This window comes from Hanstruepera neustonica (assembly GCF_002895005.1).
Taxonomy (GTDB): Bacteria; Bacteroidota; Bacteroidia; order Flavobacteriales; family Flavobacteriaceae; genus Hanstruepera; species Hanstruepera neustonica.
Genome location: NZ_POWF01000001.1, coordinates 62,834 through 76,726, shown reverse-complemented (window position 1 = coordinate 76,726; position 13,893 = coordinate 62,834). Strand labels below are relative to the sequence as shown.

Annotated in this window: 10 protein-coding genes; 5 read left to right on the top strand and 5 right to left on the bottom strand. The window is 34.7% G+C overall.

All coding sequences use genetic code 11. The annotated features are described in order from the left end of the window. Positions 1–66: 66 nt before the first annotated feature. Entirely contained in the window at positions 67–1,317 is a 1,251-nt protein-coding gene (locus tag C1T31_RS00355) for an NAD(P)/FAD-dependent oxidoreductase (protein WP_103050485.1), read from the top strand. Between the two features lie 41 nt (positions 1,318–1,358). Here C1T31_RS00355 and C1T31_RS00350 read toward each other — a convergent pair whose 3' ends face one another. Beyond that, positions 1,359–1,961, bottom strand: coding sequence for a hypothetical protein (locus tag C1T31_RS00350; RefSeq protein ID WP_103050484.1), 603 nt, complete (start codon positions 1,959–1,961; stop codon positions 1,359–1,361). A gap of 96 nt (positions 1,962–2,057) precedes the next feature. After that, positions 2,058–3,014 carry an NAD-dependent epimerase/dehydratase family protein gene (locus tag C1T31_RS00345; RefSeq protein WP_103050483.1) on the bottom strand — a complete coding sequence of 319 codons (957 nt, stop codon included), beginning with the start codon at positions 3,012–3,014 and terminating at the stop codon, positions 2,058–2,060. Positions 3,015–3,174: 160 nt separating this feature from the next. On the opposite strand from C1T31_RS00345, the gene C1T31_RS00340 reads away from it, so the two are divergent. From C1T31_RS00340 to C1T31_RS00330, 3 genes are all read left to right on the top strand, one after another. Continuing rightward, positions 3,175–3,684, top strand: coding sequence for a hypothetical protein (locus tag C1T31_RS00340; RefSeq protein WP_103050482.1), 510 nt, complete (start codon positions 3,175–3,177; stop codon positions 3,682–3,684). 139 nt (positions 3,685–3,823) lie between these two features. Beyond that, a complete protein-coding gene (locus tag C1T31_RS00335) occupies positions 3,824–7,240 on the top strand; it encodes a T9SS type A sorting domain-containing protein (protein WP_103050481.1) in 3,417 nt (1,138 codons plus the stop codon). Between the two features lie 144 nt (positions 7,241–7,384). Further along, positions 7,385–9,484, top strand: a complete 2,100-nt coding sequence (locus C1T31_RS00330; RefSeq protein ID WP_103050480.1) for a M13 family metallopeptidase — start codon at positions 7,385–7,387, stop codon at positions 9,482–9,484. A 56-nt stretch (positions 9,485–9,540) separates the two neighbouring features. Here C1T31_RS00330 and C1T31_RS00325 read toward each other — a convergent pair whose 3' ends face one another. Together C1T31_RS00325 and C1T31_RS00320 are read right to left on the bottom strand one after the other, a co-directional pair. After that, the gene (locus C1T31_RS00325; RefSeq protein ID WP_103050479.1) at positions 9,541–10,239 is read right to left on the bottom strand and encodes a tetratricopeptide repeat protein; all 699 of its coding nucleotides are present in this window, start codon (positions 10,237–10,239) and stop codon (positions 9,541–9,543) included. 67 nt (positions 10,240–10,306) lie between these two features. Further along, positions 10,307–12,607: a M28 family peptidase gene (locus tag C1T31_RS00320; RefSeq protein WP_103050478.1), complete on the bottom strand. Its 2,301-nt coding sequence runs from the start codon at positions 12,605–12,607 to the stop codon at positions 10,307–10,309. Positions 12,608–12,730: 123 nt separating this feature from the next. Between C1T31_RS00320 and C1T31_RS00315 the strand changes: the two genes are divergently transcribed. Continuing rightward, positions 12,731–13,198, top strand: a complete 468-nt coding sequence (locus C1T31_RS00315; protein ID WP_103050477.1) for a CBS domain-containing protein — start codon at positions 12,731–12,733, stop codon at positions 13,196–13,198. 85 nt (positions 13,199–13,283) lie between these two features. On the opposite strand, the gene C1T31_RS00310 is transcribed toward C1T31_RS00315, so the two are convergent. Next, on the bottom strand, positions 13,284–13,883 hold the full coding sequence (locus tag C1T31_RS00310; protein WP_103050476.1) for a hypothetical protein: 600 nt from the start codon (positions 13,881–13,883) through the stop codon (positions 13,284–13,286). Positions 13,884–13,893 lie beyond the last annotated feature (10 nt).

The following is a 13,893-nucleotide window of genomic DNA, read 5'->3' as shown; positions in this document are numbered from 1 at the left end:
TGAAAATGAATCAGTTTAGTTGGAGTGCAAATTTATAATAATTAATCAATTTATACTACTATACCTATGCAGGATATAAACATAGACGTTTTAATCATTGGAGCTGGTCCATCTGGTTCGGTTGCGGCAGCTTATTTACACAAAAAAGGGCTTAATGTCAAGGTCGTTGAAAAAAGTAAATTTCCGAGGTTTGTAATTGGCGAAAGTTTATTGCCAAGATGTATGGATCATTTTGAAGAGGTGGACCTTTTGGATTGTTTGAAAGCTGAAAACTTTGAAGTAAAAGCTGGAGCTCGATTTTTAAGAGGTGACATTGTCTGTAATTTTGATTTTAGCAAAAAACATACCGATGGTTGGGACTGGACGTGGCAAGTGCCCAGAGCCGATTTTGATTCGGCGTTGGTCAATGAACTATTGAAATGGGGTGTTGATATTTCCTTTGAGCATGAAGTGGTTGATGTTCAATTTGCCGAAAATGGTTCATCGGTTACTGAAGTGAAAGACGAAACAGGAGCAAGCTATCATGTGCATGCTAAATATATTGTAGATTCTAGTGGTTATGGACGTGTTTTGCCCAGATTATTGGATTTAGACAAACCATCCTCCATACCAGAACACTCCTCTATTTTTGGACATGTTAAAGACATAAACAGACCAGAAGGAACAGAAGGCACCTTAATTACCTTTGATGTTTTAGATAAGGATACATGGTTTTGGGTCATCCCATTCTCAAATGGAAATACCAGTTTGGGTTTTGTAGGTAAAAATGAATTTATAGATTCCTTCGAAGGCACCTCTTCCGAACGATTAATAGACATGTTGAAGCATTCAGATTATTACTATGAGCGCTTTAAAGATGCACCACTGCTTTTTGAGCCTAAAAGTATTAGAAATTATTCAAAAGCTGTAAAAAAATTCTATGGAAAAGGCTTTGTACTTACTGGTAATAGTGCTGAATTTCTAGATCCGGTGTTTTCATCTGGTGTAACCTTTGCAACGGAATCAGCCTTAAAGGCTTCCAAATTGATAGCCAAAGAACTACAAGGAGAATCAGTTGACTGGAAAGAAGATTATGAAGGTTACATTAAAGCAGGGGTAGATGTTTTTGCTACATATGTTAAGGAATGGTATACTGGAAACTTACAAACTTTATTTTTCCATAGACCCGAAAATCCTGAAGTCAAAAAACAAATATGTGCTGTCTTGGCAGGTTATGTTTGGGATCAATCTAACCCATTTGTTAAGAAACACGATCGTGTGGTTAGAACAATGGCACATCTAATTAATATGGGTAAAGAGCAAAGCGAGTCTGTTTAAGGACTCGCTTTTATTTTTTGAGTTTTTAAGCTTGAAAGAAATTATTTAGCTTTTTTGCTCAATTCTTTAGCAAAAGTTTTTGCCATTTTTGCATAAGCTTCACCAACTCTTACTCCAGAATCATAATCATTTCCAAAGGCAGCATTACCTTCGGCTTTGGTATATTTTACTGAAAACAAAATAGTGTCTGGAGCGTCATTTTTATAAACCGAAATTATAGCATCAACTTTTGAGTTTTGCCTCATAACACCAACATTATAACCAGGGTATAAAAATGTCGTTTGAATTTTCATAGTGTAGTCTGCACTTGCCATGTCTCTTCCAACAACAACTTCTTTGTCGTCCCATCTTTTGTTAAATGATTCAGCAAATTTAGGCTCGTAGTGTTCTTCTCTGTCAGCAAACCAAGCTTTTTTGAAACGTTCTCCAGCGCCAGGTTCTTTTTCTTCTCGTTTAGCCATTTTATCTTTTAGGAAATCCTCTTCAGAATCATACTTTGGTATTTCAAGATTCTCATATTCAAATTCTAAATTGTAAGCAGAAATTCCTTTAAGATTTTTCCAATCCCCCTCTAAGACTTTTGATTTTTGTGCTTGAATAGTAGTTGAAACCAAAAGAATTGCAATAAGTAATAATTTTTTCATGATAATAGATTATTGATTTTAAGGCCAAAATATAACAACTTTAATTCAATAAACATACGATGAACTACGTATTTTTGAAGCCCTTTTTTTTAAATGCTAATCTTGGTTTATGGGCTTCTTGAGATTGGTAATCATTAGTTTGGTTATAGCCTCCAAATCAAAATTGTGTTGCCAATTCCAGTCTCTTCTAGCATAGTTATCATCAATACTTTTTGGCCAAGAATCGGCAATTTCCTGTCTGAAATCTGGTTCATAGGTAATGGTAAAGTCTTTAAGATGAGATTGAATGGACTTTACAACATCTTTTGGCGTAAAACTAATGGCTGCCAAATTATAAGACGAACGAATAGTTAAGTTTTCTGGTGAAGCATCCATGATTTTTATGGTCGCATCAATGGCATCATCCATATACATCATAGGAAGTTCGGTGTTTTCAGATAAGAAACATTCGTAATGGTTGTCGGCTAAAGCCTTATGGTAAATATCAACAGCATAATCCGTTGTACCACCACCTGGTAAGGTTTTCCAACTAATAATTCCAGGATAGCGAATGCTTCTTACATCTACTTGATATTTATTATGATAATATTCGCACCAGCGCTCACCAACCTGTTTGGTAATTCCATAAACCGTAGTCGGTTCCATTACTGTGTATTGCGGTGTGTTTTCTTTTGGGGTTGTAGGTCCAAAAACAGCAATACTTGAAGGCCAAAATACTTTTTGAATGAATTTGTTTTTTGCGAGATTTAACACATTAAAAAGTGAATCCATGTTTAAATCCCAAGCCTTCATGGGATATTTTTCTCCTGTTGCACTTAACATAGCAGCCATTAAATACACCGTGTTGATTTGATATTTTTCAACACATATTTTCATGCTAGAATAATCTTGGGCATCTAAAATCTCGAAAATCCCAGAATTAACCACATCTAAATTGCCATAGTTGATATCACTAGCAATAACATGGTCATCACCGTGAATTTTTCGAAGTTTATGAGTCAATTCAGAACCTATTTGACCACAAGCACCAATTATGAGGATTTTAGGATTCATTTAAAAAAGTATCGTGTTTTAGAGTGTCAAATTTAATAAGAAATAATAACGGGTTCACAAATTTAACTTAAAATACCATACTTTATTTTGAGTAACTCGTTTAATTTGAAAGTAAAACATATTAATTACAATATATTTGCAGAATAATTGGAATAACATCATGAAAATAATTAGTGTTTTTTTAATCATTTGTCTTTTTGCTTGTCAGGATTCGGTGGAGCAAACATCAGCTAAAGATGAAAGCAAATCATATGAATTAATTACTAAACAAGATGTTGACAACATTAGATTTATAGAGTTTTTACCTGATGCTAAAGTTCTGAAAGAGATTGGAGGTTGGGAAAAATACAATGAACTGGAACGTATTGTAAAGGATGTCAAAAACGCCAATTTTTCTTTTTTTAGGGATAATAATGAGATAGTCAGTACATTGATGCAAGAATTAAAAACCACAATACCAGAGAGCATAAATTCACCTCAAGTTTTTTCAAGAGTTATTGCTTTGGAGACAAAAGTTTTTAAGTTAGAAAGCACAGTTAATCTCTCAAATGTTGAAAAAAAGCAGATGCTGGAAGTCCTACAGGAATTTTTGACGGCTTTTTCCCATCTAAATTTGCAAATGAACAAGAAGCTAGAAAAAGAATCTCAAAATATTCAAAGACCAAATTAAATAACCCAATTTCGTCACAAAAATGAATTTTTATTTTATTTTTGGCTACCAAAATTCACATTGAATATGGTCATTTTTAAGGAATTAGATTAATAGCAATCTTTTTCTTACTATAACTTTTTAAGTCAAAATCATTACTATGAAAAAGATTTTATTTTTAGTGTTCGGTCTTTCAATCTCATTTGTACAAGCCCAATTTAATCAGGATGCGCCTTGGATGAAGGATTTAAACATTGAAGAAAGAAGAGGTTCAAACCCTGTTACTTTTCAAGAAATTGTTGATGCCTTTGACGCATATTGGGAAACTAGAGACCCTAATGTTAAGGGAAGCGGTTTTAAACCGTTCATGCGTTGGAAAAACTACTGGGAAAATTTCGTAAAAGAAGATGGAACATTGCCAACTTCTGCTGAACTATGGGCAACTTGGGAATCCCAAAAAGACACACAATTAAGAACCCGAAGAGTTGATGAGAGTAATTGGATACCTTTAGGGCCATTTACGCACACCAATACTGGGTCTTGGTCTTCAGGTCAAGGTAGAGTAAATGCCATTATGGTCGATCCAAATAATCCTAACACCTATTATGTTGGGGCGCCAGCAGGCGGTCTTTGGAAGTCAACTGATTCAGGAGCTACTTGGACCACTACCACCGACAATTTGCCACAAATTGGAGTTTCAGGCATTGCTGTAGATCATAGTAATTCGGATATTATATACATAGCCACTGGCGATGATGATGCTAGTGACTCGTTTAGTGTTGGTGTTATGAAATCTACTGATGGTGGAGATACTTGGACAACCACAGATTTAAATCCTGGAAATACGCCTAGTTCTATGAACGACATTTATATGCACCCAACAAATTCAAATATTCTTTGGGTTGCAACGAATAATGGCGTTTATAAGACTACAGACGGTGGAAATGATTGGAGGAATAGAAATGTTGGTGGTTCTTCCAATGGAACAACAGGTTTAAATATTCGTGACATTAAAATAAATCCAATCAATCCAGATATAATCTATGCTGTTTCATCAAGTAATTTTTTTAAATCAACTGATGGAGGAGAAAACTTTGATATAATTTTAGGTCATGGTTTACCGGCATCTTCATCACGTATCGTTATTGATGTTACCCCTGATAATCCTAATGTTGTTTATTTGCTGTCAGCCGGTGGTTCTAGTAGTTTTCAAGGATTATATAAATCAACCAATCAAGGTGAAGATTTTACATTAGTTGCTAATCAAGGTTCGGTAGGTGATATTTTTGAAAGCACCCAAGCTTGGTATGATATGGCGATGAGTGTTTCTGATACCAATGAAGATGAGGTTTATGTTGGCGTATTGAATATATGGAGAACCATGAATAGTGGACAGACTTTTCAAAAACTTAATTATTGGAATGCGCCTTTTTCTGATGCTTATACGCACGCCGACATCCATTTTTTGCGTTTTTATAATGGTGAACTATATGCAGGAACTGATGGAGGTTTTTATAAATCAGCAGATTCTGGAGTTAATTTTACCGATTTAACAGCTGGGATGCAAATTGGTCAGTTTTATAAAATAGCTGTTTCCAAACAAACATCGTCTAAAATGGTAGGAGGACTTCAAGATAATGGTGGTCATGCCTACAATAATAATCTGTGGCAAAATTACTATGGAGCGGACGGTATGGATACTGCCATTGACCCAAATAATTCTGACATATATTATGGGTTTGTACAATTTGGGGGGAGTTTAAACATATCCTCAACTTCAGGAGCAAGTTTAAATGGTCAAGTAGGAGGTCCATCAGGTGAGCAAGGTAATTGGGTAACGCCATTAGCCATGAGCAAGAACAGTGAATTATATGCTGGCTTTTCTAGTTTGTATAAATTGACAGGCTCAAACTGGTCTGCAATTTCCACAAGTTTCGGAACTAATATTGATAGATTGGAAATAGATGAGATTGATCCTAACAATATTTATGTGGCTACCAATGCGACGTTGCGAAAAAGTACAAATAGCGGTATAACGTTTACATCTATAGAAACGTTTCCATCCAATATTACTTCTATTGAAGTAAACAATACAGATAATAGTATTGTTTATGTTACGACAGCATCTAACGTCTATAAATCAATTGATGGAGGATTAAATTTTACAAACATCTCATCTGGTTTACCAGGAGTTACAAAAAACTGTATCAAACATCAAGGACTCAACAGTTTGAATCCATTGTTTTTGGCCACAAGTCTTGGGGTTTATAGATATGATGACTCGACATTAACTTGGGAACTATTCAACAATAATTTACCAAATGTTACGGTAACAGATTTAGAAATTAACGTGTTTGATAACATTATAACAGCTTCAACATATGGTAGAGGTATTTGGCAATCAGGTATTCCAATTCTTTTGGCAAATAATGATGTTAAATTAGTTGAAGTTACAGGTATTAATTCTACCATCGATTGTGAAACCAATGTTGCTGCACAGGTTGTGGTTGAGAATAATGGACTAAATCCAATCAATACGGTTGCTGTTACTTATTATATTGACGGCGTAAGTTCTGGTTTTGATTGGTTTGGAAATATAAGTTCAGGTGAATCTGCAACCATAGATATTCCAAGTTTTTCATTAGGAAGTGGTGTACATAGTTTTAGTGTCAACACGACTATAGTTAATGACGCTTATATTGTAAATAATGATTCGGCAACGTTTAATATTTATGCTAATGAAACAGGTACTCCAAATAATGTTAACACCTTTGAAAATAATGAAGACGATATGTTGGTTATTGATGAAGGAACATCTACTCAATACTGGCAAAGAGGTTTACCAACAGGTACCGTTTTAAATACTACTGAATCTGGAACAAAAGTATACGGGACAAACTTGTCAGGTAATCATGGAGATGGTATTAAGAGTTATTTAGTTTCACCTTGTTATGACCTATCAAATCTTACAAGTCCAGAACTATCCTTTTTTATGGCATTTCAATTGGAGCGTGATTGGGATATTGTATATGTTGAGTATTCAATCGATTCAGGAGACACTTGGAATATTTTAGGGTCATCTAATGATCCTAATTGGTACAACAGTAATACAACTGCTGGAGAGAACAACACTTGTTTTAATTGTCCTGGGGCACAATGGACGGGAACAAATCCTTTTATGACCGAATACATTCACGACCTGTCAGCCTTCAGTTCAGAAACTAATATTCAATTTAGAATCGTGTTCCATTCAGATGCGGCTGTAAATTTTGAAGGCGCTATTGTAGATGATTTTGTTGTCAGGGGAACCTTAAGTACCGGAGAATTTAATGATAGCTCATTTGTAATCTATCCTAATCCATCAAATGGTATATTTAACATTAAAACTGTGACATCAGAATTATTTGATTTGAATGTTTATGATATTTCAGGCAAACAAATATTAAGTAATCGCAAGTTAAGTTCAGGCTCTGATTCTTATCAACTTGATTTAAGATCGTTTGCTTCAGGTGTTTATTTTTTAGAAATAAATACCTCGAATACGACTACTACTAAAAAGTTGATATTGACAAACTAATTTCTGTGTTTAATAGATATAAAAACCGTTTTAAGTCTTTACTTTAAACGGTTTTTTTATTAATCTTTTGTTAATATATGTTAAGTAGGAAATTCGAAAATTGAAATAATAGTAAATTGTACCAATTAATACAAACACAAACTTATGAATACTAACTTTAAAAGAATCACATTTTTAAGTGCCGTTACATTTTTGAGTGTAATAGCTTGTAAAAATGAACCAAAAGAAGAAACTGCTTTGGTAGAGGAAGAAGTGGTTCCTGGAATTAATTTGGACTATATGGATACTTCCGTAAAACCAAATGAAGATTTTTTTCGCTATGTTAATGGTAATTGGTTGGACACTAATGAAATTCCAGATGATCGATCAAACTGGGGGAGTTTTTCTGAATTGAGAAAGAAAACAGATGCTGATGCTTTGAGTATTTTGGAAGCGGCTATGTCCGACAACAAAGACATAGAGAAAATCCAAATTTTACCTGGATCTGACCAAGAAAAAGCAGTCCATTTTTATCAAACAATTATGGATACAGTGGGCAGAAATGAACAAGGTATAAAACCAATAGAGCCTTATTTGGCTAAAATTAACGCCATTAAGAATTTGGATGATTTACAAAACTATATGATAGAAGTTGAGCCTATTGGAGGCGGTGGTTTATATGGTTTTGGAGTTAGCTCTGACCCTAAAGACAGCAATAGAAATGTTGGATTTTTGGGCGGCGGAAGCACTGGGTTACCTGATAGAGATTATTATGTAAAAGATGATGAAGATTCTAAAGAAAAGCGGGAAAAGTATGTAGAGCATATTACAAGAATGTTACAGTTTTTAGGTGATGATGAAGTGCAAGCTAATGAAGAAGCCAAGCAAATTTTAGCCTTTGAAACCCGTTTGGCTGAAGCTAAAATGGATAAGGTAGATCGAAGAGATGCCAGAAAGCGTTACAATCCAAGATCGATAAACCAGGTTCAGGAAATGGTGCCAGCTGTAGATTGGAAAAACTTTTTTGAAGGCATTGGTGTTAAAGAAATTGATACAGTAATTATTGGGGATTTAGGGTATTACAACAGATTGCAGGAAGTATTAGCTGATGGGAATGTTGATGACTGGAAAGCTTATTTAAGATGGAAAGCTTTTAGAAATGCTGCAGGATCTTTGAGTACTGATATTGAGGAGGCCAATTGGGAATTTTACGGAAAAGAACTAAATGGTGCCAAAAAGCAACGCCCAAGAGACGAGCGTGCATTAGGTTCTCTTAATGGAACTATTGGTGAAGCTTTAGGAAAGTTATACGTTGATAAAATGTTTCCACCTGAAGCCAAGACAAAAGCCGAAAACATGATTAAAAATGTCATTTTAGCTTTTGAAAACAGAATCAATAAGCTAGATTGGATGAGTGAAGAAACTAAGCAAAAGGCTATTGAAAAATTACGTGCCACAAAAATCAAGATTGCCTATCCAGATAAGTGGAAAGATTATTCGGATTTAGAAATTACCAGTGTAGAAGAAGGAGGATCGTATTTGCAAAATGCACTAAATGCCAATAAATGGAACTTTAAAAAGGATCTTGATAAATTAGGCAAGCCGGTTGATAAGTCGGAATGGTATATGGCACCGCAAGTTGTCAATGCGTATTTTAATCCTGCTTACAATGAAATTGTATTCCCTGCTGCTATTTTACAACCACCTTTTTACAACTTTAAGGCGGACGATGCGGTAAATTATGGAGGAATTGGAGCTGTAATTGGTCATGAAATTTCTCATAGTTTTGATGATTCAGGTGCTCGATATGACAAAGATGGGAACCTGAATAATTGGTGGACTGATGAAGACTTGGAACAATTTGAAGCATTGGGTTCTGCTCTGGCAGATCAGTACAGTGCTATTGAGGTATTACCGGATGTACACATTAACGGGAAGTTTACCCTTGGAGAGAATATAGGTGATTTAGGGGGTGTTTTAGCGGCTTACGATGCGCTGCAAATGACTTTTGAAAAGGAGGGCAGACCAGAAAACATTGATGGTTTTACACCTGAACAACGATTTTTTATGAGTTGGGCAACCGTTTGGAGAATTAAGATGCGTGACGATGCTCTAAAGACTCGAATTAAAACAGACCCACATTCTCCTGGAATGAATCGTGCTGTACAACCTTTATTGAATGTTGATGCTTTCTACGAAGCGTTTAATATTAAAGAAGGCGATAGTATGTATATTGCTCCTGAAAATAGAGTGAGAATTTGGTAATTAGATAGATAAACGAGTAAAAAAAAGGGCAGTAAAAACTGCCCTTTTTTTATTGTTTAGTTTTGTTTGGGTGGTTGTTGTTTTTGCTGTAGTAACGCATTTTTGCTCAACTGTGCTAAATTGAAATTCGGGGCGATTTTTAAAGCTTCATCCAAGATATCAACAGCCATATCGATATTTGCAGCTTTATTCTCATTGAATTTAATCAAGGCCTTTAAGTACATAAATGCAGCTTTAATGGGTACCTGATAAGGTTGTTGGGTTTCATAGAAGGTTTTACCCATATTATCTTGAGATTTACTCAACCCAATTTCAGTATATTTCATGGCCTCTGGTAACTTTTGGGTTTGTAAATACACCTCAGCTAATTCATAAGCCACAGAAACTTCTGGGTTTCTTTTATACAACTCTTCAAAATGAATAGCCGAGCGTTCAAACTCATTCAAGGATTTTAATGACACAGCTTTAACTTCAACAGCAATATCTGAATCGTCAACTTTATGATCTATTCCTATGGTGTTTAATGCTTGAACATATTTTCCTTCGCTCATGTATATCATAGCCAATGTATCTTGTCTAGCTTGATTAGGCGTTAAAATGTTTAAATGAGTCAAGGCATTGATAACACCTTGTACATCACCTTGGTTTTTCATTTGTTTGTAATAAGCCTCATAATGACTTATGAGTTCTTGATTGGTTTGTGCTTGAAGTTGTATAGAAAAAACACAAACAAATATGAGAATCAATTGTTTCATAACTATAGTTTTAATAATCGGTCAAAACTATAAAAAATAGCTAACCAAACTCTTAAAACAATGCTAATTATTTTATATCCAAGGCTGTTTTTATAACAATGGCATCATTGAGTACAAAAGGTTTAGGAATCATATTGTTGTTTCGGCTTTTGACACCAAGCAACGAGTTTCCAACGAGATTATAGGTTGCTTCATAAAACTGTAAGTGGGTTGTTTGATTAATTGGAACAGTAAAAATCATATCCAATGGCTCATTGTCAGCTACATAATAACTAAAGAGCCTATTATTAAAGCGCTCATTAAAAACCGTGTTCGTCGAATCGGTTATTTTTGCAGCAACACCATTAATGGTCGCTTGTTTAAAAATAGATGTTGAATCTGAAAACACTTCAATGCGCTCGGCATGTCTGTTTGATATAAAACAAACAGCAAGTCTTCTAAAACCATCAACAATGGTATCATGAGTTATTTCAATTTTTGGTTCAGAAATTTGAAAAACAGGGGCAGCTTTAAGAAATGTAAAACCCGATTTGTATTTGCTGCCAATAGTATTTTTTTGGAGTTCTAAAGCAGGTTCAGGCTGATCGGTAAGTTTACTTTTGGTCCAATCATCCAATAAGTTGTCATAAGTAGCCCAAACAGCCGAATTGCTATTCGAGTCTAAAACGTATAGTAGGCTATTAGGTTTTGGTGAATCTTCAGTGAATTTAGAATTGATATGCGCTGAAACAAGAAACCATATTGATCCAATCATGAATAAGGCGGACAGTCTGTTTTTATGTTTAAAAAAACCAAAAACGGGAACCAGCAAACCAAAAATAAGCACAACTACCATACAGGAAACAAACAAAATTTTAAGTCCGAGGCCTACAGGAAACATTTTTGCAAGTGGGGACATAATAGTGATGACGGGAAACGATAAAAGCGCCATTAAAATTAAATTGGGTTGCTTTTGACGAATTAAAACTAGAAGGCTTAATAAGCCAAAAAGCAGCGGGATAATAAAAAAACCAGCACCTTTCAACTTGAAGGCTACACCAACACAAATCAGCAACCAAATAGAAAGTGGTGCTATTAATAAACTGGCAACATGTTCCTGTTGATAAAACTTATGATAGATATAAAATGAAATAGCTAGCGATAAGCAAATAAATGCAGCGATATAACTATGACCATTATAGGTAAAGCCATGCAACATTTCCGAGTATTGTGGATATAGTATCGACAGAAGTTTCCAAAGAAAAAATCCAACTAGTACTGATAGAATCAAAGAGATTAAAAAAGCTATAAAACCTTTACCAATTTGGGTGCCTAAAAGCCGCTCTTCTTTAAATCCATAAATAATTAGGAAAATAAAAAATATGATAGCTAGAGTGAGCATTGGAAAAATCCAAGAGAAAGGATAGATAACCGTTTTAAATAAAGGCACATTGAAATAAATGTAATCGTCATTGCTTTTTAGGTTGTCTAAATCGGCATCAGAAAAGTAATTCAATAACGGCATTAAATACGAACCTTGGTGCTCTAGGGTATTTCTATCGAGCCGTTCATAAGAATCCATGGCAGCATGATAATCAAAATGATCATCAATAAAGGCAAAATTGAAACCGTCAATGTCACCATCTTCACGAAACCTCGTTAAATCTGTATCATTAGGAAGCATTTTATAAATACTATAGGCTAAAGAATTGGCCACAGGATATTCAGGGTTAGCTGCTACAAAATCTTTCATGAGGTTAGCATTTCCTTGATTGGTTTCAATAAGCATATAACTTGGACCACCACTGCCTCTGGCTTCAAAATTGAGAACCAATCCCACATCTTTTGCCCATGGATGTTTATTGACAAAAATATCGGCACCGTTGAGTCCCAATTCTTCGCCATCAGAAATCAGAATGATAATATCATTTTTTGGCTCTTTGCCAACATGTAAAAAAGCTCGAATTCCTTCAATAATAGTGACTACACCAGAACCCGCATCACTGGCACCCAATGATGAGTGCGGATTGCTATCATAATGGGTAAGCAATAACAAGGCCTTACCAGAATCATGTCCTTTAATTCTTGCTAGAATATTTTTAGGTTTTGATAGATTACCCCATTGACTCATGGAATATCCTTCTTGAACTTCAGTTTCCAAGCCCAAATTTTCCAATTGGGTGATAATATAATCGCGAACACGTGTATGTTCTTCATTTCCCAGATAATGCGGCGCTTTGGAAATCTCTTTCAAATGGACTAGTGCTCGGTCAGTTGAAAATTCAGAATCAGGGGTGTCTAAATTTGAGATTTGGCTTGGAAGTAAAACCCGAAAACTCCAATAGACAGCTAGGGCAATTAAGCAAAAAGCAATGAATTTTTTAAACATAACAACTGTTTAGTTTGTTTGTATATAAATGTACACAATTTTAAAGGTACTTTAAACTTGTTTTATGGCTTTAGGATTACTGCTACAAAATGAGTATATTTAGTAAAATAAAAAGCTAACGTCATGGGTATAAAAAGTTTTCAAGGTGCAAGAAAGCAGCAACAAAATTCTACGTTGGATGCGCCATTTAAGGTGAGTGATTATATGACTCGCAATTTAATAACATTTAAACCAGAGCAATCTGTGGAAGAGGTTATTGAATCGCTAATTAATAACAGAATCTCTGGAGGTCCTGTTGTTAATGACAAAAACGAATTAGTTGGTATTATATCTGAAGGTGACTGTCTTAAACAAATAAGTGATAGTCGATATTACAACATGCCTATGGAACAAGACACGGTTGAAAAACGCATGATAAAACATGTAGAAACCATAGATGGTAATATGAACGTATTTGATGCCGCCAAAAAGTTTTTAGACTCTAAAATTAGACGCTTCCCAATAGTTGAAAATGGCAAGTTGGTCGGACAGATAAGTCAAAAAGACATTTTGAAAGCAGCTATAAAACTAAAAGGACAAAACTGGAAATAAGCAGAAAAAAAGGCCTCGTAATTTTTTTCGAGGCCTTTTTTTCAATTAATAGCAAACACTACAACTATAAATAATACTAAAGCAATTATTTATTTAGTTCTTTAGGTGAGCAAGCCCAATATTTTAAATGTTTTTTAGCGTCTTTTTCTTTAATTTTTTTGATGAGTTTAGGTGCAGTATCATAATTAACAATGACTGTGTTTATAAGTCCAGAACATAGTTTTTCAAGGTCTTCAGCTGTAATTGGATATACTTGACATATTTTGTTTTTTGTTGAGCCGCTCATAGCTTTGTCTTCAGAAGTAGGACTTTGATCTTTAAGTGCATTTAAGGTTATTTTTCCAAAGCTACCTATAATAATTACCTCCTTGTCTTTGCCAATTGACAAGTTGTCCCTAGCATTTGTTTTATGGCTATCTACATATCTTGTATGTTGCATGTAAACCAACAACTCGCCATCAATGGTTTTTCCAGCGTATAGTGCTACAATGTCTTGTATGCCTGTCATAACACTTTTAGCTTTATCGTCATAAATAATTCCTCCAATTAATTGTGAATATTCAATATCTGTATCGGCATCATATTCATTAGAAATTATTTCTCTGCATGATTGACCAAACACTTTAGAGGTTCCAACCATAAGAAAAAAAGCACTAAGTACTATTGATTTAAAAAAAGTTTTCATAATATAAATG